The sequence below is a fragment of the Streptomyces sp. NPDC041068 genome (assembly GCF_040647455.1).
Classification (GTDB): Bacteria; Actinomycetota; Actinomycetes; order Streptomycetales; family Streptomycetaceae; genus Streptomyces.
The window spans coordinates 222,294-243,667 of record NZ_JBEZCG010000013.1; the positions used below are offsets into that span (position 1 = coordinate 222,294).

Annotated in this window: 17 protein-coding genes; 7 read left to right on the forward strand and 10 right to left on the reverse strand. The window is 68.2% G+C overall.

Going from position 1 to position 21,374, the window contains the following annotated elements; all coding sequences use genetic code 11:
* Positions 1–13 precede the first annotated feature (13 nt).
* Together AB0B50_RS29210 and AB0B50_RS29215 are read right to left on the reverse strand one after the other, a co-directional pair.
* A complete protein-coding gene (locus AB0B50_RS29210) occupies positions 14–442 on the reverse strand; it encodes a VOC family protein (protein ID WP_362338328.1) in 429 nt (142 codons plus the stop codon).
* A gap of 8 nt (positions 443–450) precedes the next feature.
* The gene (locus tag AB0B50_RS29215) at positions 451–837 is read right to left on the reverse strand and encodes a VOC family protein (RefSeq protein ID WP_362338331.1); all 387 of its coding nucleotides are present in this window, start codon (positions 835–837) and stop codon (positions 451–453) included.
* A gap of 568 nt (positions 838–1,405) precedes the next feature.
* Between AB0B50_RS29215 and AB0B50_RS29220 the strand changes: the two genes are divergently transcribed.
* Positions 1,406–2,173, forward strand: a complete 768-nt coding sequence (locus AB0B50_RS29220; protein ID WP_362338334.1) for a CPBP family glutamic-type intramembrane protease — start codon at positions 1,406–1,408, stop codon at positions 2,171–2,173.
* A gap of 274 nt (positions 2,174–2,447) precedes the next feature.
* Here the strand turns inward: AB0B50_RS29220 and AB0B50_RS29225 are convergent, their stop codons facing one another.
* Positions 2,448–2,954 carry a nuclear transport factor 2 family protein gene (locus tag AB0B50_RS29225; protein ID WP_362338337.1) on the reverse strand — a complete coding sequence of 169 codons (507 nt, stop codon included), beginning with the start codon at positions 2,952–2,954 and terminating at the stop codon, positions 2,448–2,450.
* Between the two features lie 125 nt (positions 2,955–3,079).
* On the opposite strand from AB0B50_RS29225, the gene AB0B50_RS29230 reads away from it, so the two are divergent.
* Complete coding sequence (locus tag AB0B50_RS29230; RefSeq protein WP_362338341.1) at positions 3,080–3,997, forward strand: LysR family transcriptional regulator; 918 nt, start codon at positions 3,080–3,082, stop codon at positions 3,995–3,997.
* A gap of 80 nt (positions 3,998–4,077) precedes the next feature.
* Here the strand turns inward: AB0B50_RS29230 and AB0B50_RS29235 are convergent, their stop codons facing one another.
* From AB0B50_RS29235 to AB0B50_RS29255, 5 genes are all read right to left on the reverse strand, one after another.
* Positions 4,078–4,947 (reverse strand): alpha/beta hydrolase, encoded by an 870-nt coding sequence (locus AB0B50_RS29235; RefSeq protein WP_362338344.1) that lies wholly within the window; start codon positions 4,945–4,947, stop codon positions 4,078–4,080.
* Positions 4,948–5,054: 107 nt separating this feature from the next.
* Entirely contained in the window at positions 5,055–5,714 is a 660-nt protein-coding gene (locus AB0B50_RS29240; protein WP_362338347.1) for a class I SAM-dependent methyltransferase, read from the reverse strand.
* Positions 5,715–5,776: 62 nt separating this feature from the next.
* Complete coding sequence (locus AB0B50_RS29245) at positions 5,777–8,320, reverse strand: RiPP maturation radical SAM C-methyltransferase (protein WP_362338349.1); 2,544 nt, start codon at positions 8,318–8,320, stop codon at positions 5,777–5,779.
* A 12-nt stretch (positions 8,321–8,332) separates the two neighbouring features.
* The gene (locus AB0B50_RS29250) at positions 8,333–10,279 is read right to left on the reverse strand and encodes a radical SAM protein (RefSeq protein WP_362338352.1); all 1,947 of its coding nucleotides are present in this window, start codon (positions 10,277–10,279) and stop codon (positions 8,333–8,335) included.
* Between the two features lie 110 nt (positions 10,280–10,389).
* Entirely contained in the window at positions 10,390–10,536 is a 147-nt protein-coding gene (locus AB0B50_RS29255; RefSeq protein ID WP_362338355.1) for a hypothetical protein, read from the reverse strand.
* Positions 10,537–11,305: 769 nt separating this feature from the next.
* Here AB0B50_RS29255 and AB0B50_RS29260 point away from each other — a divergent pair.
* The 4 genes from AB0B50_RS29260 (at position 11,306) to AB0B50_RS29275 (ending at position 17,059) form a co-directional block, all read left to right on the forward strand.
* A complete protein-coding gene (locus tag AB0B50_RS29260; protein ID WP_362338589.1) occupies positions 11,306–12,274 on the forward strand; it encodes an ABC transporter permease in 969 nt (322 codons plus the stop codon).
* A gap of 1 nt (position 12,275) precedes the next feature.
* Complete coding sequence (locus AB0B50_RS29265) at positions 12,276–13,175, forward strand: ABC transporter permease (protein ID WP_362338358.1); 900 nt, start codon at positions 12,276–12,278, stop codon at positions 13,173–13,175.
* Positions 13,172–15,307 carry an ABC transporter ATP-binding protein gene (locus tag AB0B50_RS29270; RefSeq protein WP_362338361.1) on the forward strand — a complete coding sequence of 712 codons (2,136 nt, stop codon included), beginning with the start codon at positions 13,172–13,174 and terminating at the stop codon, positions 15,305–15,307. The genes AB0B50_RS29265 and AB0B50_RS29270 overlap by 4 nt, the downstream gene beginning before the upstream one ends.
* Positions 15,308–15,376: 69 nt before the next feature.
* Positions 15,377–17,059, forward strand: coding sequence for an ABC transporter family substrate-binding protein (locus tag AB0B50_RS29275; RefSeq protein ID WP_362338365.1), 1,683 nt, complete (start codon positions 15,377–15,379; stop codon positions 17,057–17,059).
* A gap of 101 nt (positions 17,060–17,160) precedes the next feature.
* Here AB0B50_RS29275 and AB0B50_RS29280 read toward each other — a convergent pair whose 3' ends face one another.
* Positions 17,161–19,437, reverse strand: a complete 2,277-nt coding sequence (locus tag AB0B50_RS29280) for a glycosyl hydrolase family 18 protein (protein ID WP_362338592.1) — start codon at positions 19,435–19,437, stop codon at positions 17,161–17,163.
* 704 nt (positions 19,438–20,141) lie between these two features.
* Here AB0B50_RS29280 and AB0B50_RS29285 point away from each other — a divergent pair.
* Positions 20,142–20,885 (forward strand): trypsin-like peptidase domain-containing protein, encoded by a 744-nt coding sequence (locus tag AB0B50_RS29285; RefSeq protein ID WP_362338368.1) that lies wholly within the window; start codon positions 20,142–20,144, stop codon positions 20,883–20,885.
* Here AB0B50_RS29285 and AB0B50_RS29290 read toward each other — a convergent pair.
* Entirely contained in the window at positions 20,882–21,349 is a 468-nt protein-coding gene (locus AB0B50_RS29290; RefSeq protein ID WP_362338370.1) for a hypothetical protein, read from the reverse strand. The two genes, AB0B50_RS29285 and AB0B50_RS29290, sit on opposite strands and share 4 nt — an antisense overlap.
* Between the last annotated feature and the right edge of the window lie 25 nt (positions 21,350–21,374).

A 21,374-nucleotide genomic window follows, 5' to 3' on the forward strand; every position in this document is an offset into this window, starting at 1 on the left:
CGACGCGCGCGGGCTAGTGGTTCCAGTTGGAGTGGGGGCTGATGCAGAACGGCTGTCCGGAGGGGTCCAGCAGCACCGTCCACCACTGGCTGGGCTGGTGGTCGGGCTTGGTGGCGCCCAGTTCGAGCAGCCGTTCCTGGGCCGCTTCGACATCGTCGAAGGAGAGGTCGAAGTGGAAGACCAGTTCGTCCTGCGGCCAGTGGGGTGCCCGGTGGTTCCTGGCGGTGTAGAAGACGTACGACGTACTGCCGTCGCCGATCATCGCGGCGTCCTTGCCGTAGGTCTTGGTGACCTGCCATCCCAGGGCAGCGGCCCAGAACCGGGCGAGCGCATGGCCGTCGTGGCCGCCGTAGGACGCACAGCGCAACACACCTGTGGGGGCGGGGGCCTGCGCGGCCGCCCCCTCGTGGCCTGCGGCGGGGTTGATGCTCGTGCTGGTCATGGCGGGCGTCACCAGGTCTGCTTCTGCGTGACGGCGATGACGTAGCCGTGGGGGTCGGTGAAGTAGAAGAGCTTCTGCCCGTGGTGCTCCATGACGTCCTTCTGCACGTTCACCAGCGGGCGGACCTTCTCGACGTAGGCGTCGAAGTCGTCGACGGCCAGGTAGAACATGCCGAACGCCCCGACGGGGGTGTCCTTGAGGTTCGGCAGCCAGGCGCGCAGGTGCTCCTCGCGGTAGACCATCAGGGCGAACTCGCCCTCGAAGAGCAGGATGCGGATGTCGTCGTCGGGGTCGTCGCCGCCGGACAGAGCGGTGAAGCCCAGCTTCTCGTAGAAGTCGACGGCAGCCTGGGTGTCCGGGACACCCAGGCACGGGGAAATGGCGGGAGCCTTCATGGCACATCACTCCTTGGAGCAGCGAGGAGGGGGGAGCGGGCCGCAGCCGGTGAGGTGACCGGAGGCCCGGCGCCGGAGATCAGAGGTCCGGCGCGGCGTACGAGACGATGAGTTCATTCGTACGAGACATATGTACAGTAGCTCGAAAGAGTAGATCCGGCAATAGGGAGATACTGGACATCGATGGAGAGGGCGCGCCGCCGGGTGGACCGTTATATAGGCCTAGACATCGGCCCATCCGGCGGCAGGACCCACCGTGACGCTTAACGGTACATTAGTACTGAACGCGTCGATGGATTGGGAGTGGGCCAGGAGAGGACACAGGCATTGCCGCCAGGCAGCAGGGACGACTCCGCGGTCCCGCTCGCAGGGCTGATGAGATCGCAGCCGCCCTCAGACGCGCCGTGGGGAGCTACCTGCACCGCGTCCACTCCCCCATGCCCGCCCTGAACAGAGCCGGCCCCGCCACACGCCCCCGCCTCACGCCGCCGACCGGCCCTCCACCGGCAGGCCTGTCCGCTCCGGACTCCACCACACCCGCCCTCCCACCTCTGACGGACGACCCCGCATGCACCACGCCCCCATCCCTTGCACCACCAGGCCACCGTCCCGCCCACGCGCCGCCGTACCCCTCCTCCTCGGCGGCTGGCTGCTGGCCTTCGGTCTCTCCAGCACCATCGCCACTTGGATCCTGTTCACCGGCACCACCGAGACCCTGCCCAAGCCGCTGGCTGCGGCGCTCCCCGTCACCGTGGTGACGGCGTTCGCCGTCGCCGCGGCCCAACTCGCCGCCGCGGTCGCACTGCTGCGCCTGTCACCGGCCGAGCTGGGCCTGGCCCGACCGCGCCCGCTCCCCGGAGGCTGGCCGGGCGCCGCAGCTCTCGGCTACGCCGCCGCCTGGACGGGCTTTCAGTTCCTGGGCCTGTTCCCCTCTCCCGACGGCGCATACGGCGCACCCCAGAGCAGCGGCTGGGAACTGGTGTGGAATCTCAACGCCGCACTGGTGGAAGAGACCGTCCTGTTCGCCCTGCCGCTGGCGGTGATGGCCCGCCGGGGCCTGACCTGGCCCGTCCAGCTGGCCGTCCTGGTGGTTCTGCGCCTGCCGCACCACATGTACTACGGGCTCGGCGCCACCGTGACGGTGGCCGTATGGATGGCGGGCTGGCTGTACGTCTACCGCCGCACCGGAGCCATCTGGCCCCTGATGCTCGCCCACCTCGCCTACAACTCCGCCCACGCCGCCTACCTCCCCCCGGCAGCTGGAGCACTACTGGGCCTGACCACCCTGGCGTTCGCGGCCGTCACCGCCCTGCGATGGGCCCGGCCGAAGTCGTAGCGGCCAGTGAACGCGACTGTCCTCAGGACGCAGGCGGACCGCTTCGGCCGCCGCGAACTCAACCCGGCCGAGCGACGATCTCCTCTGCGGGAGATTCGCGCCATCAGCCCGCAAAGGGGCTCGTGGGGTTGGCGAGGGGCATGGGGGCGGTCGACAGGACGGACCTCGCACGCTCGTGCGGGCCCAGGAATCAGGGAACTGGGATCTGGGAACTGGGAACTGGGAACTGGGAACTGGGATCAGAGGTCAGGGATCAGAGGTCAGGGATCAGGGGTCAGCCGAAGATGGCGGTGGGTTCGCCGTCGAACCAGGTGTTGTCGATGACGAGCCGGCGGATCACCCAGCGGTCACGATCGCGGACCAGCTCGACGTCGTAGGGGTTCTTCAGCAGCGCACGCTTGGTGGGGTCGGCGGTGAGCAAGTGCTGAGCCTCCACCAGGGCGGTGAGGTGAGCGGTGTCGCCGTCGATGGTGATACGCGGGTTGGTGACCTGGTGGGTGGTGTCCACCCGGCCGGTGAACATGTCCAGGATCGTGGTGACGATGGTGTCGCGTCCGGACATCAGCGGCGGCCTGGCTCCCCACTTGGCGGCGGCCGGGCGGAAGTCGAGTTCGGCGTCGGCAGCGAAGGCCGAGGCGAACAGCCCCTTGTCCTTGAGGTCCTGGCCGAGGCCGAAGCGGTAGAGCGCGTCGGTGATCTCCGTACGGTCCCTGAGTTCCTCGACGACCGCGGTGGTGTCGGTGGAGGGGGCGGCCAGGGCGCTCTCGCCGGTGACGTACATGATGTTCTCCGATGCGGGTCAGATGGTGCTCCAACGCCTCTGATCCTGCTGCGGGCCGAAAGGGGCATCAATGCGCACCTGCGCAACGACCGTGAAGCCCCGGTTGACGATGGAGGGGCGCGGGGATGCTGGAGCGACATGAGCTGGAGGCGTTCCTGACGCTCGCCGAGGAGTTGCACTTCGGCCGCAGCGCCGAGCGGCTGCACGTGTCCACCGCCCGGGTCAGTCAGACGATCGCCAAGCTGGAGCGCCGCATCGGCGTTGTGCTGTTCCATCGCACCAGCCGCCGAGTGGAACTCTCGCCGGTGGGACGACAGTTGTACGAGGACACACGACCCGCCTGGGACCAGATCGCCGACGCGTTCGCACGGGCCGTCGATACCGGACGCGGCCTGACCGGACTGCTACGAGTCGCCTTCGACGGGCCGGCCGCGAGCCAGCTGCTGCTCGGGACGGCACAGGCATTCCGCTCCCGGCACCCCGACTGCGACGTCCAGCTCCGTGAAGCACGGCCGCGGGAAGTCCTGCCATGGCTGCGCAACGGGGAGGTGGACATCGCGCTGACCTGCCATCCGATGGACGAGAAGGATGTCGCCTTCGGACCGGTCCTGGTGCGCGAAGCACGCATGCTCGCCGTACCGGCGGGCCATCCCTTCGCCCGCCGCACCACCGTCTCCATGGCGGACCTGGCCCGCGTCACCGTCCTCCAGACCCCCGAGACGCTGCACGACTCACTGCCCGACTCACTGCCCGATGATCGCGCGCCCCGCCGGACCCCCGCCGGACAGCCCAGCGCACATGGCCTCTCGGCTGCGACCTTCACCGAGATACTCACGCTCGTCAGCGCGGGCGAAGGCGTCGCCACCGTCGGCGCTCACGCCCGACGCTACTTCGCCCGCCCCGATGTCGCGTACGTGCTCATCGAGGATGCCGCGCCGGTGGAGTGGGGCCTGGTGTGGCTCGCTGACGCCGCCACAGCTCGGATCCAAGCCTTCAGCCGGACCGCACTCAACGTGGTGCAGCAGCCCGCGCCACTCCCCTGACACCCTCCACGCCCCGAACGCTCCGCGGAAGGGCAAGGCCCGCTGGAGAACGCCAGCCAGGCCGCAATCGCCGAAGCAGCCTACGCGGCAAGCGTCGCCAGTGCGTTGGCGACCGGTGTGGGGGCGAGCGGGCCGAGGTGGGACGCGGTGGGGAAGTCGTGGACCTGGAAGGGGTTATGGGGTGTGCGGGCGTCCGCTTCCGCGATCATCCGGTCCTGCAGCTCCGTGGCGATGGTGCGGTCCTTTCCGAAGCGGAGGTACGTGCGCGGCAGACGCCCCCAGGTCTCCGTGCGGCCTACGGCCCGTCCCGCGTAGGCCGTGGTCGATTCGTCCGTCTGCATGCTGCCGAGGCGTTGGCGGAACGCGTTGTGCGGATAGTCGGCGCACATCATTTCCCGTAGTGCTTTGAGATCGTTCGTCGCGCTGGTGCGGGGATTGAGCCGCATCACGCCGAGTTGTGCGGGGTTCCCGACGATCTGGTCGTACGGGATGAGTGCGTTCGCGTTCTCCGGAGCTGCCGTGCAGGCGTCGGGGGTCGGCAGTGCGGGGCTGGGGCAGAAGGCCGCCATGTAGCCGATGTGGTGGAGAAGATCGGGCACCGCGTTGCCGACCCGGCTGACCGTGGCACCGCCCAGGCTGTGGCCGACCAGGACGACGGGACCGTGCGCCGCCGCCCGGCGTACGACATGGGTGACGTGTTGCTCGTAGTCGTCCAGGCTCAGTGCCGCGACCGGGGACGGCTCGGTGGCCATGGCGGCGAGGTCCTGCCGTTGGTAGGACTCCGGCACGAATGCCTGCGAGCCGTGGAGCGGGAGGTCAACGGCGATGACTCGGTGGCCTCGCGAGGTCAACTCCCGTGCGACAGGCAGCCAGTAGGCTCCTTGGCTGTGCGTGCCGTGGACCAGCACGTACGTATACGTACGTGATCTGCTTTCGTAGCCAGGTGTCATGAGTTGAACGGTATGGACACCTGCCCGTCCCCAGGAATGGGAACAGCCCCCGGGGCCGGGGTGGAGCAGGCTCTCCTGGACGCGGTGTCCCACGCACCAGGGTCCTTTCAGTTCTTCCTTCTCTGGAGCACCGCGTACCGCGCCGGCCAGTCCGTGATCCCCTTCTGTCGGCCGAAATCAGCGATCCGAAGGTCGAGGACGGTGAACCACGCCGTCACCGCGTCGAGGAAAGCCTCCTCGGTGGTCCAGGACGGGCCGCTGGACTGGTCCAGGGCGTCCTCTGCGCTGAGCGCGGCGGCTCCGACGTGGATCCACAATCCGTCGGGCCGGCACATCCTGGCCATCGCCTCGGCGAACGTCCGGCGTTCACGGTGCGTGGGGCAGGTGTGCAGGACACCACGGTCGAGGACCACCGGGAACGAGTACGAGTACGAGTGCGGAGGCGGGGGTGTTGGGTCGGTGACGTCCAGGACCTCGTACCGCACTGCCGAACCGGGCGGTGTACGGCGCTGGGCCTCTGTGATGGCCCGGGCGGAGAAGTCGCAGGCCGTCACGGTGTAGGAGCGGTCGGCGAGCCACCGCGCGGTGGTGCCGAGCCCGCAGCCGACATCCATGATGTGGACCGGCGGCGGAGCGTGCTCGGCGAGGAGCTCGCCGAGGACCGGTGGCGGCTCCTCGTCCCATCCGGCGTTCGTGGAGGCGTAAGTGCGGTCCCATTCAGCCGCGTTGAGGGAGCGCAGCGGCGAGGCGGCTTCGCCATGGAGCATGGTCCTTGGTTCCTCTCTGTGCCGTGTTCCGGTCCGGTGCGCGGCCGTTGTGCCTCCTTCCGTCACCCCACGACCGGCCAGCGGCTGATGCGGGAGGGCACCCACCACAGAAGGGAGCCGACCCGGTGAACGAGACCCGCCTTCATGAACGCTTCTATTTCTTGTCCCCGGAAATCTGAGACAGGGGCACCGTCCAGCAGGGACGCCAGCTTCCTTTTGTGCACTTTGCGCATGCGGACGCGCCGTTGTGTTCCTTGGCGCAGATCTGTGACTTCGACGAAGCTCTTGCCACGCCGGTAGCCACACTTGTTCATGTGGAAGGTGGTGCGCCACTGGTCGAGGACGGCGTCACCGTCGGGGCCCGCCACCGAACGCGGGGGATACAGATGGCTGAACAGCCGCCATTGTCCGGTCTCCTCGCCAAGGTCCAGATCCCAGTCGACGGAGACGCCGTGCCCTGTCAACTCCCTGACGTGCGTAAGCCCGCGGACCGCCTGACGGTCGCTTTCACCGTCCCCACGGCCGAGGATCACGGGCTCGGGGAGGGCGACATGCCGGGTGCCCCGCGCGACCAGGTCCGCCGCGGTTTCCACGGAGGTGTCCTCGTACCGGCTCTCTCCCAGGTAAATGCCGTCCCTCTCGCGTGCCTCTTCGTGGCGTTCCCGCCAGCACCGGAGCCCCGTCGCCGCGCTCGCTTCCGGAATTCGGCCCGCTGAGTCCTGGAGCAGGGCGGGCACCAGCGCCGGACTGCCGTCGTTGGTCACCCAGCGCATGAGGTCCTGGTTGGCGGCATACGGTACGACGTGCACGGTCTGGCCACCGTCTTCGAAGAGCAGTCCCCGCGTGCGCCAGCGGGCGAGCAAGGCCGACACGTCCTCCGCGGCGATGTCGTGATCGTCTGCCCGGAGCTTTTTCACCAGTACATCGTCTGTGCACGGCTGTTCCAGGAGCCGGAAGGTCGCCATCTCCCAGGGTTCATCGATGCTCAGAGTCCGCCACGCGAAGCCGGGCCGGGTGTTGGTGAGGACGATGGAGTCAGTCAGGTCGCACTGCGTCAGCCGCCCTCGAGGGAACTCGTGACGCCAGATCTCGACGGCCTTCTCCAACCGCTCCGCATGCGTGGTGGAGATGCCTTGGTGCGCCGCGTCGAAGACATAGGCCATGTCTCGGAGTTCGGATTCCGGGAGGTCGTAGATCACCGCATAGTGAGCGGCGGGCCGCAGGTCGCCGAATCCTAGTTCCGGGCGGTTGAAGTAGGGGCTGAAGCGTTCGATGGCGATGCGGGTGACGCCGTTCGGCGGAGCGAGATGATGGATGGCCGGGAACTGGTCGATCACCGCGTCGTAGTCCTCCTCGGTCTCGCCCGGAAAACCGAAGAGGTAGTTCCACACGACGCCGAGGCTCACCGACTCCGCGTCCCGCATCATGCGGACGTTCTGACAGCCCGTCACGCCCTTGTCCATCAACTTCAGAACACGGCCGTTGAGGCTTTCGATGCCGGGCTGTACGTAGTGAATGCCCGCGGCGACAAGGGAGGCGAGCTGTTCGCGGCGCATGTTGGACTTGATCTCATAACTGATGCGCAGGTCGCATTCGGCCTCCGCGAGCCTCGGGACCACCGAGCGCAGATAGGTCATGTCCAGGATGTTGTCGGCGACGGCGACATTCAGCACCTGGTAGCGCTCTGTCATCGTGAGCAGTTCGTCGACGAACCGGTCCGGGCTCTTGCTGCGGAATTCCATGAACGAACCGTTGAGACCGCAGAAGGTGCAGTGGTGTTTCTGTCCCCACCAGCAGCCGCGTGAGCTCTCCGCCACGATGTGAGGCTCGGCCATGGCGCTGGCGCGGGAGGCGGCGTGCTGCTCGAAGTAGTCCGTGTAGTCCGGTGTGACCAGTGCCGACGCCGGCAGCGGGGCCGCCCTCATCGCATTGGCATGCGAAGTGCCGTCTGCGTCGCGCCAGCACAGTCCGGGAATGTCCGCAGGGTTCGACTTGTCGCGCAGGCAGGCGAGGAGCTGCGTGAACGACACCTCGCCCTCACCGCGATTGACATAGTCGATGAACGGGAAGCCGCGGTGGAGTGCGGCACCCTGCTCGCCATCGCAGTTCCCGCCGCCCAGCACCACACACACGTGGGGTGCGGTCCTCTTGATGAGCTTGGCCGCGGCGAGCACGGCGCTGTTCTGCGCGAAGGTCGTCGAGAAGCCGACGACGTCGGGCCGGTCGGCGAGAATTCTACCGACGAGGGATTCGATGTACTCGGGAGCGAGCGCGTGCAGTTGTCGCCCCTTGTTGAGCATGTCCCCCGGCACTGATCCCTCGACGAGGTCCGCGAATTCGGAGTTGCGCCAGTGCGGGTCGTCGTACAGAGCGGAGGAGAAGATCCACTCGCTGTAGCCGGTGAAGTAGGAGTCCCAGCAGAAGTTGTACTCCTCGCGCGTAAGACCTGCTCGCTCGGTGATCCAGTCGAGGTAGTCAAGATTGGCGTTCACGACGTCGACGCGGCTGCCGGGGAACTCGTCCGCGACGCGACGCTTGAGAATCCCCAAGGCCAGGGAAGGGAAGTCAATCGAGGCCCAGGGCATATTGACCAGGGTGATGTGCACCGTGTGACTCCTTCAGCGTGACGGACGGATTTCCGGTATCGGTTCGTCGTACATGACACCGACATCCGCGGCGGCGAGTTCGCCGAGCAGAGACCGGCCGTGCGCACTGGTCGCGATCAAGTGCCCACCGGGCCTTGCGCTTCGGGTCACATGATTCTTCGGCAGTGAATACACCTGTTCTCGCACCGGATCGGCCAACAGGGAGGAACCGCCGCCGGGGCCGTGCGGGGAGAACCTTGCCGGGGCCCACCGGATCCACGGATGCGGGCGCAGCGCATTGCGCTTCACCGGGGGCTGTGCCGCGGCTGCGGCGGGTCCCGCGGCGATCGCGGAGATCCGGCGCATGCCGTGCTTCAGCCGCTGCAGCATCTCGGGACGCTCGGGGCCGTCGATCACCGCATGTCGCCTGCCCACCCTGCCGCCCAGGTAGTTGAGTTCGCGGTTGTCGGCGAACGAGCCGGAGCTGTCGAGGACCACGCCGAAGGGGTACGGATCGTCTGCGAGACGGGTTCCTGGCTCGACCACCATGAGTTCGAACGCGTCAATGGCGAACTTCTCGCGGTTGCGTTCGAGGAAGCGGAGCGACTGCTCGGACTCCTCCTCGGTCTCGTCCAAGAGGCCCCCCATGATCGAGAGGTTGACCCGGATATCCGCTGCGGCGAGGTTGTCGAGGATCACCTGGAAGTCCGCGGCATCGACGCCCTTGTCCAGTGTGTCGAGCAGTCGCTGGGTGACGCCCTCGTAGCCGACAGCCATTCCCTCACAGCCGAGTTCGGCCAGTTCCTTGCAGAAGGCCGGATCGAGCAGGATCGGCTCCAGTCGGTTGCGCGTGTTGAAACGGACATGGAGACCGCTCTCGCGCACCAGGCGCATGGCTCGGGCGAGCAGTCGCAGGTTGGTGTTCTCGTCGACGACGGTGACGAAGTCGATTCCGGTGCTCTCCACGATCCGGCGCACCGTGTCCGCGAGTTGCCCCGGAGAAGCCTGCTGATAGGCCCCGCGTTCGAGAGACCGGTTGCCGTAGGAACAGAAGACGCAGCGCCCCCAGTAACAGCCCACACAGGACACCATGGAGAGGACAACGGTGTCATTGAGATAGGAGTGCACCTTCAGACCGTCGTGGTCGGGCGCGCCCACGTCCTTGAAGCGAAGAGTGGGCGGTCGGCTGGGAGCTGTCACGTCTCCGGGGCTCAGCCACCTCATCCCCGGCACATCGGAGCTCGGCGCGTTCCCGGTGAGATGGGCCAGCCAGCGCTCCAGGGGCTCTTCGCCCGCCGTGACGCAGAGCGCGTCCACCGCCGTACGCACGGAGGCCAACGCGGCCAGTTCGTCGTGGCGCAGCATGATCTGCTGTCCGCCGAGACAGATGGGCATGCCCGGGTGGAGCTGCCGGATCCAGTGGGCGATCAGCAGGGCCGGCGCCAACTGGCTGAAGAACGCGACGGATATGCCGACCGCCCGCGGCACGGACTCGTCAAGAGCCTCCGTCAGCAGACCGTGCAGTTTCCGGGTCGCCAGGTCGAGAGAACCGACCGGTGACCGGGACAGCCGACGCACCGCCTGGTCGAGGGAGTCGAAGTCGTCCCACACCTGCGACAACGCCGATTCCCGCAGCGTCAGTTGGGAGGCCTGCCGGGCCAGTCGCACCGCGCGCACGGGCCCGAGGTCGGGCGCCGGGCTCTTCGTCAGGACGAAGTCCCGTATCTCATCGAGATGCTGCAGGGAGGCATCAGCCACCGCCGCTCGGTACCAGGTGGGCAGATCCTGCGCCTCGTCCAGGGCGTGGGCCTGCCGCGTGAGCGCCGGGCCGTCCAGAAGCCGATGGACCAGTTCGATGCTCAGGTCGACCTGATGTGCGCTGTAGCCGAACCGGCGGACGTGACCGGTGAGATAGGGCAGGCTCAGATACGGAAAGAGAGTTGCCTCCGTCAGCGGCGGAAAGAGCAGCAAGAGATCCATGCCATCCGTCCTGATCCGGACGCGGGGACAGAACCGAAGGAGCCCACAAGTGGACCTGCCGCGAGCTCGCAGGGGTGTCCTTCTTGTGAGCTCCTCGTCAAGCGGTGCGGTCAGGCCGTGATGTCCGAGGAACGGTCGGCGTTCCTGGCGATGTAGTTGTAGGCCGTGGACGAGCCGCTGACCTGCAGTTCGTCCATCTCGAGTACCTCAAGTTCACCGAGGTCGCCGTCGACCTCCGTGCTCATCTCGATGTCCATGAAACCTCCATACGCGAGTGGAACAAGAAACTGGAGTACGTTTCTGGGTCTTTGGTACTCGAACAGACTCGCTGGGGCGTTTCGTCAAGGTCAAGGGTGGCATCGAGCCATGGTCTTCGACCGGTGACCGCGGTTGATCACGGTCATCAGGGCCGGATTCCACCTGAAGTTTCGGCCAGCCAGGGAGCCATCGCCGCCGTGACTTCAGGTGACCGAGAGCACCCGGCGACGAGCAAACCGCGTTCTTGAGCAGCGAGAAGGCCGGGCCGTCGAACGCCCACAGTCACGGCAGCAGCGACCTCTCGCCTCTCCCGGGGTTGCGGCAGGGCCGGAACGAGTAGTCGTTTCGCACCAATGCGACCCTCGACCTCGCGGAGCAGGAGAGCGCTCTCCGCACCGGCCCCGCGGCCTCGTGTCCGGATGTCGCCGCCCGCCGCCATCCGCCAAGATCGCCACGAACCACCACGCTGTTCGATCCCTCCATCACGCCGAGCCGCCGAGGGTCCGTTTTGCGCCGTATCGGAGATCGTTTTGCTACGGCGATATTTCAGCCACTACAGCAACATTGCGGCCTCATGGCGAAACCAGCCGAAACCTGGTGCGGCCATCTAGTCCGGACCAAGCTGACATTCGCCCCTTCGCGGCACCGTTCCGTACCCGCACGCCCCCAGAAAGCCCCACCACGCATGTACTCGACCTGTCTCTCCGGCGCCGTCCCGGCGCGTCCCACGTGTGTGGTGAGGGGGCGGTCCGCACCGTGCGCTATGTGATGCGCAAGGCGGGCGGCTGGCTCCTGATGATCGTGGTCGCGACCAACGCCACGTACTTCCTGGCCAGTTACTTCCTCGACCCGCGATCGAACTACAGGGAGCTGCGGCCCGTCCGCAGCGATGCGCAGATCAGCCAGGCCCTCGCCCCGTACAACCTCGACCCCGGGGTGCCACTGGTGCAGCGGTGGTGGCACTGGCTCACCTCGGTGACCCTCGACTTCGACTGGGGCACGTCACCCACCGGCGTCTCCGTCAACGGCGAAGTGGGCTACCGCGCGCTCGTCAGCGCCCAGTTGGTCGTCACGGCGACCGTCCTGTCCGTCGTGATCGGTGTCGCGCTCGCCGTCTACACCGCCGCACGCCAGTACGGCCTGGCCGACCGTGTCTCGCAGGCCATATCCATCGCGGTGTTCAACGTCCCGACGTCCGTCGCGGCGCTCGCCGTGGTCTTCGTCGCCATCTGGCTCAACCAGCACGCCGGGCTCGACTTCCTCTACGTCGCCGGGGAGAACTCACCCGACGTCGAGGGACTGCTCCCGACGATCGGTGACCGCCTCCTCCACCTGATCCTGCCGACGCTCACCCTGACGCTGATGGGCTACGTGGGCTACCACCTGACGCAGCGTTCACTCCTGCTCGACACGATCAACTCCGACTTCGTGCGCACGGCCCAGGCCACCGGCCTCACCCGCAGCCAGGCCGTCCGCAGGCACGCGCTGCGGGCCGCGCTGATCCCGACGGCGGCCTCCGTGGCGTTCAGCGTGCCCGCCATCTTCACCGGAGCCGTCATCACCGAGACGATCTTCGGCTGGAACGGCATGGGCCGCTACTTCGTCCAGACCATCAGCAAGAACGACGTGCACGGCGCGGTCGCGACGGCCGCGTTCGCCGCGGTGCTCACCGCGATCGGCGCGATCCTCGCGGACATCGCCACGGTCTTCCTCGACCCGAGAGTGCGGGTGAGCTGACATGACGACAGCGACCGACACCGTCGAGGCGCGCAGAGACCTCGGCCGCGGCCGGCTCTACCTGCGACGCTTCCTGCGCAACCGCCTCGCCGTCGCCGGCGTCGTGATCTTCGCGCTGCTCGTGCTGTTCAGCGCCTTCGGCGGCCTGTTCACGTCCTACACCCACACCGACGCCGACTTCACCGCCCTCACCCAGCCGCCGAGCGACGTGCACTGGTTCGGCACCAACCAGGGCGGCAACGACATCTACGCCAGTGCGGTGCACGGACTGCGGCGCTCGCTGGTGATCGCCGTGAGCGTGTCCGTCCTGACGATCATCCTCGCCGCGATCATCGGCTCCAGCGCCGCGTACTTCGGCGGCCGGGTGGAGAAGCTGACGCTCGCCGTCATCCACTTCCTCCTGATCGTCCCCTCGTTCCTCATCCTCGCCCTGGTCTCCAACCGCCTGGCCGGTGACTGGCGCGCCCTCATCCTCGTGCTGACCGTGTTCGGCTGGATGTCCACCGCCCGGGTCATCTGGTCCGTGTCGACCTCGCTGCGCGAACGGGACTACGTGACGGCGGCGGAGTTCATGGGGGTGAGCCCGCTGCGCATCATCCTGCGCCACATCATCCCCAACCTCGGCTCCCTGCTCATCGTCAACCTGACGCTCGGCGTCGTCGCGACCGTGCTCAGCGAGACCGCCCTGTCGTTCCTCGGGTTCGGCGTCCAGACTCCGGACGTCTCCCTCGGCACGATGCTCGCCGACGGCGCGACCACCGTCACCAGCGCCCCCTGGCTCTTCGCCTTTCCCGCGGGCCTCGTCGTCCTGCTCACCGTGTCGATGACCTTCATCGGCGACGGGCTGCGCGACGCCCTCGACCCCACCTCTGTGACCGGCGCGGCGGGAGGCCGACGATGACACTCACCACCCCCCTGCACGACCACCCGGTCTCCCCCGCAGACGCCACCTCCGTGCTCTCCGTACGGGACCTGCGGATCTCCTTCCCCTCCGAGTCCGGGACCGTCGAAGCGGTGCGCGGCGTCAGCTTCGATCTGCTGCCGGGCCGCACCCTCGGCATCGTCGGCGAGTCCGGCTCGGGCAAGTCGGCGACCGCGATGGGCGTCATGGGCCTGCTGCCGCCCACCGCCGAACTGCGCGGCCAGGTCCTGCTCGGCGGTCAGGACCTGATCGGCCTCGACGACCGGGCGCTGTCGCGCATACGGGGCAAGTCCATCGGCATGGTCTTCCAGGACCCCCTGTCCGCGCTCACCCCCATCTTCTCCGTGGGCAGACTCCTCTCCGACGCACTGCGGGTCCACCAGGACCTGTCCAAGAAGGCGGCCTGGGAGAAGGCCGTCGAACTGCTCGACCTCGTCGGCATCCCCGACCCGCGGGGCCGGGCCTCGGCCTTCCCCCACGAGTTCTCCGGCGGCATGCGCCAGCGCGTGGTCATCGCCCTGGCGATCGCCAACCGTCCGAGTGTGCTGGTGGCCGACGAACCCACCACCGCGCTCGACGTCACCGTGCAGGCGCAGATTCTCGACGTACTGCGCCTCGCACAGCGGGAGACCGGTGCCGGCCTCGTCCTGATCACCCACGACCTCGGCGTCGTGGCCGGCCACGCGGACGACGTCGCCGTCATGTACGGGGGCCGCTTCGTGGAGAAGGCGGACGTGCACGCGCTGTTCCGCCGGCCCACGATGCCGTACACCGCCCGGCTCCTGGCCGCGGTGCCGACCGTGGACGAGGGTGTCCGCCGCCCCCTCGTCCCGATCGGCGGAGAGCCCCCCGCCATGTCGGGCCTGCCGGTCGGCTGCCCCTTCGCGAGCCGGTGCGCCGTCGCACTCGACGCGTGCCGCTCCGAAGAACCGGAGCTGCGTCATGTCACGGGGCACGGGGACGTGGCCTGCCTGCGCGCGGCGGAGATAGCCGAGGGCACGCTGGATCCCACCGGGGGTGCCGCGCCCGTCGACCAGGAGGTGGGCACAAGGCACGGCGACGTGGTGCTCCGCGTCGAGGACCTCGTCAAGACCTTCCCCGTCACCAAGGGCGCGTTCATCAAGCGCCGGGTCGGCACGCTGCACGCGGTCAACCAGGTCAGCTTCGAGCTGCGTACCGGAGAGACGCTGGGGCTGGTCGGCGAGTCGGGCAGCGGCAAGACGACGACGCTGATGGAGATCCTGCGGCTCAGGCGACCCGAGGGCGGCCGGATCGAGATCGCCGGGCAGGAGGTCGGGGCGGCCGCAGGCAAGGACGCCGATGCCGCGGTCGGCACCACCGTCGCCCAGGGCGCGTCGGCCGGTTCCGGCGGGCGCGCACGCACCCTGCGGCACGACGTGCAGATCGTCATGCAGGACCCGATGGGCGCCCTGGACCCGCGCCTTCCCGTCTACCAACTGCTCGCCGAACCCCTGCGGGCCATCGGCCGTGACAGCGACGCGATCCGCTCCCGCGTCCACGAACTGCTCACGCTCGTCGGCCTCGACGCCTCGGTGAGCGACCGCTTCCCGGCCGCGCTCTCGGGAGGCCAGCGCCAACGCGTCGGCATCGCCCGCGCCCTGGCCACGGACCCGAAACTGCTCGCCCTCGACGAGCCGCTCTCCGCCCTGGACGTATCGGTACAGGCCGGGGTGATCAACCTGCTCGGCCGGCTCAAGCGTGAGCTGGGACTCGCGTATCTCATGGTCGCCCACGACCTCGCCGTGGTCCGCTACATCTGCGACCGCATCGCGGTGATGTACCTCGGGCACATCGTCGAGACCGGCGACACGGAGACGCTCTTCTCCCACCCGAAGCACCCCTACACCCGGGCACTCCTGTCGGCGATCCCCGTACCCGACCCGAAGCGCGAACGCACCCGCGAACGGATCGTCCTGAAGGGCGAGCAGCCGAACGCGACGAACCTGCCGCGCGGCTGCGTGTTCATCGACCGCTGCCCGCTGTACCGCCTCGCCGACGACGACGTCCGGGAGCGCTGCCGCACGGAGCGCCCCGCGGCCAGGTCGGTGTCGGGGCAGCCGGGGCACGAGTACGCCTGCCACGCCGCGTAACCGACTCCCGCCCTCACTCCCACTCCCGCTCTCACTCCCATCCCACCTTCGACTCAAGGACGCTTTCCCATGCGCGCAAGACTGGCCCTGCCCGTCGCCCTCATCGCAGCCATCTCCGTCACCGCCACCGCGTGCCAGTCCTCGTCCGGTGACGACGCTGCCGGCTCGGACGCGAAGAACACCCCGTCCGCCGCTTCCGGAGCCGCCGACTACAACCCGACGGCGTACGACAAGCTCAAGGACGGCGGGACCTACACGACGGCGGGGACGTTCGACGACCAGGGCAACCCGTTCAACGTCAATGCCACGCTGACGGCATCCCGGGTGTGGGCCTGGTACAACGCGAACGCGATCACCTTCTCGCCCACCGGTGAAGTGCAGTACAACCCGGACTACTTCAGCGATGTGAAGGTGTCCGTGAAGGACGGCAACCAGAAGGTCGTCCTGACGATCAACAAGAAGGCCACCTTCAACGACGGAACGCCGATCGACTGGACCGCGATCAAGGCCACCTGGAAGGCCAACAACGGTTCCGACAAGGCGTACGCGGCCCAGACCGCGGAGGGCTACGACCAGATCACCGAGGTCGCGCGGGGCAAGGACGACAAGCAGGCCGTCATCACCTTCAAGGGCGCCAACGCCTCCTGGCCGAGCCTGTTCACGACGTTCCTGCACCCGAAGGCGGCGAAGGTCGACAACTTCAACAAGGCGTACGTGAAGAAGGCGCACCCCGAGTGGGGCGCCGGCCCGTACACGGTCGGCAAGTGGGACACCCACTCGGGCAACATCACCTTCGTCCGCAACCCGAAGTGGTGGGGCAAGAAGGGCAAGCTCGACAAGCGCGTCTACGTGAACCTGGAGCCGACCGCGGCGGTCAACGCCTTCAAGAACGGTCAGCTCGACTACGTCTCCGCGGTCGACGCCGAGAGCCTGAAGCAGGTGAAGGGGCTCAAGGGCACCGAGATCCGGAGCGGTGGCAGCCCGTTCGGGTACGCGATCAACTTCAACACCAAGTCGTCGGTCCTCGGGGACAAGGCGGTGCGCAAGGCGATCCAGGAGAGCATCGACCGCAGCCAGATCGCCAAGATCCAGTTCCAGGGCCTGGACTACAAGGAGCCGCTGCCCGGCTCGGGCCTGCTCTACAGCTTCCAGAAGGGATACGAGGACAACGTCTCGGCCGTCCTGAAGTACGGGCCCGACCAGGCGAAGAAGGACCTCGACGCGGCGGGCTGGAAGCCGGGGAGCGACGGGATCCGGGAGAAGGGCGGCAAGAGGCTGGAGATCGGCTACACGATTCTGGGCGACGAACCGCTGGAGAAGGCCACCGCGGGCGCCCTCGCCGCGATGCTCAAGCCGGTCGGCATCCGCCTCGACATCAAGAAGGCCGACCAGGCGGACTTCGCCAACATCCTGAACGAGCGGAAGTTCGACCTGTTCCTCTCGGGCAACCGCTCCATGGATCCCTACGGGGCCCGCTACCTGTGCGAGCTGTACTGCTCGGACCGTGACTCCAACCTCACGGGGGCCGGGTCCCCGGAGCTGGACAAGGAGATCCGCGCCACGTCGGACATCGCCGACCTGGACAAGCAGGCAGCGGCGGCGAACAAGGTCGAGCAGAAGGCCCTCCAGAACTACGCCCGGCTCCCGATGTTCAGCGGCCCGTCGACGTACAGCGTCAAGAAGGGCCTGGCGAACGTGGGCGCGACCATCTTCTACAGCCCGCTGCCGGAGACGGTGGGCTGGGAGAAGTAGCGCTCCCGCGTCAGTGCTCGCGCGTACGGGAAGGCGCCGCGCATGCGAAGGGCCGCCTCGGAGGGGGTTCCGAGGCGGCCCCGGCCGCTGTGCCGCGGTGGTCACTTCAGGCCGCGGTCCAGCGTGTTGAACAGGATGTTGTTCGAGGTGTCTCCCGACATCTCCCAGATCATGCCGCCGAGCAGACCCCTGGACTTGATGTACTGGGTCTTCTTCTCGATGGACCAGGGGTCGTCGAAGGACCACCACTGGCCGTTCGCCCCGGTGTAGCCGTACGTGGAGACGGACTGCTCGTCGTGGTAGACGGTCAGGTTCGGGAAGGCGGCGACGAGGTTGTCGTAGCCGCGGGTGCCCGCCTCCTCCTGGAACTGGCCCGGCGCGGCGCCGTTGGCACTCTGCCACTCGCCGTGCGCGCCGCCGTCGGCGACCTGCTGCCAGCCGCGCCCGTAGAACGGGAAGCCGATGGTCAGCTTGCGCGGCTTGACGCCCTGATCGGTGTACGCCTTCACGGCGTCGTCGATGCTGAAGTCATTGGCGTACGGACTCTGCGCGTCCTTGTACAGGTTGGCCTGGTGGCCGGTGCGGTTCGGTTCCCAGGAGTTGTCGCTGCCCGCGCCGTGGAAGTCGTAGCCCTGGACGTTGGCGAAGTCCAGGTACGTGAAGATCTCCTTGAGGTCCCAGCCGTCGTTGATCTTCTTGGGGTCGGCCGGCGTGAAGGCGGTGAGGAGCCGGTGGTTGCCGCCGAGCGCGTCGAGCTGCTTGCGGAACTCGGCGATCAGGGCGGTGTTGTTGGCCTTGTCGTCCGTGCTCCAGTGGTTGCCGGGGTGACCGTCCGGCGAGCCCGGCCACTCCCAGTCCAGGTCGAAGCCGTCGAAGATGCCGGCGGCGACGCCGTCACCGCCCGCGCCGTTGTACGCGGGCAGATTGCCCTTGATGTACATGTCGACGCAGGACTTGACGAACTTCTTCCGCGATTCGTCCGTCTTGGCGACGTCGGAGAAGTACTTGGAGTAGGTCCAGCCGCCGAGCGAGACGAGCACCTTGAGGTTCGGGTGCTTGGCCTTGAGCTTCTTCAGCTGGTTGAAGTTGCCGCGCAGCTTGCCCCAGCCGTCGTCGGCGACGCCGTCCACGGACTGCCCGGCGGGGAAGGCCCTGCCGTAGTCGGCCTCGGCGTCCCCGGCCCCGTCACCCTGGTTGGGGTCCTGAGGGTTCGGCGTGGTGCCCTTGGTGACGCCGTTGAGGCAGGTGAGGTTCTTGGGGTCGATGTTGGCGAAGGCGTAGTTGATGACGTCGAGTTTGCCCGCGGCGCCGGACGTCTCCAGGTCCCTCACGAAGTACTGGCGGCCGTAGATGCCCCACTGCACGAAGTAGCCGACCTTGGCGTAGCCGCCCTGGCCGACGGCCTCCTTGGTGGTGACGGACAGGGTGTTGCTCGCGGGCGAGGCGTTGTCGGCGGCGTCCCGCGCCTTGACGGTGAAGGAGTACTGCGTGTCGGGCGTCAGCCCGGTCACGGTGCTGGTGAGGGTGTCGGCGGGCAGGCTCTCCACGAGGGTCGTGCCGCGGTAGACGTCGTACGCGGCGACGCGCTGGTTGTCGGTGGCCGCGTCCCAGGCGAGCTTCACGGTGCTCGAAGTGACGTCACTGGCACGGAGGTTACGAGGTGCGGTGGGCGGCACGGTGTCGGTCGCCGGGTCCACGGTGGTCGCGGTGACGGGGGCGCTGGGCTCGCCGGTGTTGCCGCGCGAGTCCTTGGCGCGGACGCTGAACTGGTAGGCGGTCGCGGGTTCCAGGCCGCGCACCGTGGCCTGGGTGGTGGCGCTGCCCGCCACGACGGTGGTGCCGCGCAGTACCTCGTACGAGGCGACGGGGAAGTCGCCCTGTGCGGCCGCCGTCCACTTCAGGCCGACCGTACGGGCGGTGGTGTCGGCGACGCTCACCCCGGTGGGGGCCTTCGGGGGCACGGCCGCGGTGCCGTCGCACTTGTCGCCGTTGATGAGGCAGCCCGTCGGAGGCTTGAGCTGGCCGCTGCCGCGGAAGCTGTAGCTGTACGGCTCGGTGTCACGGCCCGCGGGGACGCGGGCGTTGTAGTACGCGGGCGTCACGACCACATGCTTGCCCTTGACCTCGGCGGTGCCGTGGGTGTGGTCGCTGATGGTGACGCCGTCGGGCAGGTCGAACTCCAGGGACCAGGTGTCGACGGCGGTGTCGCCGCTGTTCTTCACGACGAACTTGCCGGTCCAGGACGTACCGCTGCCCTCGCTGACGAAGGTCGCGGTGAGCTTGGCGGCCGCGTGGGCGGGGGCCGCACGTGCGGTGAGTCCGGCCAGCGCCAGTGCGAGCACGGCGAGGAGTGCGACGAGGCGTCGGGGCGAGGCCAGGGCCTCGCGGGGTCTGGCTGTGGATCTGAGTGGGGACACGGCTCTCCTTGGGGGAGGTGAGGCGTCCGAGGCTCGCTCTCCTTCGGTTCGCGTCCGTGTGTCCGCCGCTGCCTGCGGCGTACGAGGGCAGTGGTGGATGGGGGAACGGGTCCGATGGGGCGGGGGTCGGACGCGCTTCCTGCGGTACAGACCTCTCAGGGAACCACCACCCGTGGGCATGTCAACGCGGGTGGGGAGGCCCCCGGGCCGTACCAATTCACGGTGCCGGGTGCCTCTGCCGCGCTCCCGCGCCCGTAAAGGACTGGACCAACTCGACGAGATTTTGCCTCAGCTTGACTCGACGTCCGGCCAATTCGGCCCAACTCGACTGTGGCACACGGGAGTTGATTGCTTGTGGCCCGCCATACGAGGGTGGCCGACGCGACGGTGGGGAGATCGCTCCCGATGGGCGCGTGGCCGCCACCGGCGCATCAACCGGCGCACGCAAAGCAGGAGTTGCGGTGGCCCATGAAGGAGGGCTCCGCGCCCGCCTCCGGCCGTTCACGCGGCGGCCTGCGGGCATTCATCGCTCATCGAGATCATTTGTGCGTGGCGTCACAGAGAATCCTCAGATTCCTCGGGCATGCTTCCCGGCAAGCGAGCGAGGTGTGAGGTGAGTGAAGTGCGAGGTGCGCGAGGTGCCGAGTGAGCGAGGTGAGCGGCGGATGACGAAGCGCGTACGGACGAGGCGCAGGCGCCTGCGGGCGCTGCTCGCCGTGGGCGCCCTGTTCTCGTGCCTCGCGCTCGCGAACGCCAACGCGCTGCCCCACGCCGTCACCCCGGCCGCGCACCCCGTGTCGCCCGCCGCCACGGCACGGGTCGGCGCCCTCTTCGACGGCGGTCTGGACGGCCGCCACTTCTGCACCGCTTCCGTGGTGCACAGCAAGGACCGCGATCTCATCGTCACCGCGGGCCACTGCCTCAGCGACGGCGAGGGCGTCACCTTCGCCCCCGGCTATCACGACGGCAAGGCGCCCTACGGCCTGTGGACGATCGACCGCGTCTACGCCGACGACCACTGGACCCACGACGGGGACGAGGACCACGACCTCGCCTTCGCCGTCCTCGAACCCCTGGACGGCCGACGGGTCGAGGACGTGACGGGGGCCAACACCCTGGACACCGTGGCGGGCACCGACCACCGCGTCACCGTCACCGGCTACCCCTCCGACGAGGACGCCCCGCGCACCTGCACCAGCACCACGAACCGCTTCCGCGCGGGCCAACAGAGCATCGGCTGCCCCGGCTTCAGCAACGGCACCAGCGGGAGTCCGTGGGTCACCGCCGACGGCCACCTCATCGGTGTCCTCGGCGGCTACCACGGGGGCGGCGACACCCCCGACGTGTCGTACAGCGTGATCCTCGGCACCGAAGCGGCCGCCCTCTACGCCAAGGCCACGCAGCGCTAGATCCCCGCCGAGGCCATCTCGATGATCGAGCGGTAGTGGGCCGCGGCGGACACCACACAAGCCCGGTACGTACGGTTCTCCTTGACGACCAGGAAGTAGTCCCTGATCTGCTTCCAGTACTGGCGCAGATAGCTCAGACCGGGCATGAACGCGGGCGGCCTGGGGACCAGCGCGAAGGCCTCGGAGCACTTCAGGATTCCGCCGGTCACCTCCGACAGGACGTTCGCCACATCGGCGTTCATGTTCCAGCCCGCCGCCAGCTCCGGGGTCCAGATCGACCCCGCGATCTCGCGGAGCCGCTCCTGTTCCTCCGGCGTCGGGTCGCTCTGGAGCGTCACCGCGGTGCCGATCGCGCGAGCGGCCGCGGGTTCCGTCGCCTGCGCCGTCCCCACGGCGCCGACCACGGTCATCACCCCCGCGGCGAGCAGCGCCACCGACGAGAGTCTGAGCGAACGTACCGTCATCCCTGTCCCTCCCCTGACTGCGTGA

Excerpts from the sequence above, each read along its gene's own strand:
- AB0B50_RS29210 (WP_362338328.1), bottom strand. The coding sequence starts at position 442 with ATGACCAGCACGAGCATCAACCCCGCCGCAGGCCACGAGGGGGCGGCC.
- AB0B50_RS29215 (WP_362338331.1), bottom strand. The coding sequence starts at position 837 with ATGAAGGCTCCCGCCATTTCCCCGTGCCTGGGTGTCCCGGACACCCAG.
- AB0B50_RS29220 (WP_362338334.1), top strand. The coding sequence starts at position 1,406 with ATGCACCACGCCCCCATCCCTTGCACCACCAGGCCACCGTCCCGCCCA.
- AB0B50_RS29225 (WP_362338337.1), bottom strand. The coding sequence starts at position 2,954 with ATGTACGTCACCGGCGAGAGCGCCCTGGCCGCCCCCTCCACCGACACC.
- AB0B50_RS29230 (WP_362338341.1), top strand. The coding sequence starts at position 3,080 with ATGCTGGAGCGACATGAGCTGGAGGCGTTCCTGACGCTCGCCGAGGAG.
- AB0B50_RS29235 (WP_362338344.1), bottom strand. The coding sequence starts at position 4,947 with ATGACACCTGGCTACGAAAGCAGATCACGTACGTATACGTACGTGCTG.
- AB0B50_RS29240 (WP_362338347.1), bottom strand. The coding sequence starts at position 5,714 with ATGCTCCATGGCGAAGCCGCCTCGCCGCTGCGCTCCCTCAACGCGGCT.
- AB0B50_RS29250 (WP_362338352.1), bottom strand. The coding sequence starts at position 10,279 with ATGGATCTCTTGCTGCTCTTTCCGCCGCTGACGGAGGCAACTCTCTTT.
- AB0B50_RS29255 (WP_362338355.1), bottom strand. The coding sequence starts at position 10,536 with ATGGACATCGAGATGAGCACGGAGGTCGACGGCGACCTCGGTGAACTT.
- AB0B50_RS29260 (WP_362338589.1), top strand. The coding sequence starts at position 11,306 with ATGCGCAAGGCGGGCGGCTGGCTCCTGATGATCGTGGTCGCGACCAAC.
- AB0B50_RS29265 (WP_362338358.1), top strand. The coding sequence starts at position 12,276 with ATGACGACAGCGACCGACACCGTCGAGGCGCGCAGAGACCTCGGCCGC.
- AB0B50_RS29270 (WP_362338361.1), top strand. The coding sequence starts at position 13,172 with ATGACACTCACCACCCCCCTGCACGACCACCCGGTCTCCCCCGCAGAC.
- AB0B50_RS29275 (WP_362338365.1), top strand. The coding sequence starts at position 15,377 with ATGCGCGCAAGACTGGCCCTGCCCGTCGCCCTCATCGCAGCCATCTCC.
- AB0B50_RS29285 (WP_362338368.1), top strand. The coding sequence starts at position 20,142 with ATGACGAAGCGCGTACGGACGAGGCGCAGGCGCCTGCGGGCGCTGCTC.
- AB0B50_RS29290 (WP_362338370.1), bottom strand. The coding sequence starts at position 21,349 with ATGACGGTACGTTCGCTCAGACTCTCGTCGGTGGCGCTGCTCGCCGCG.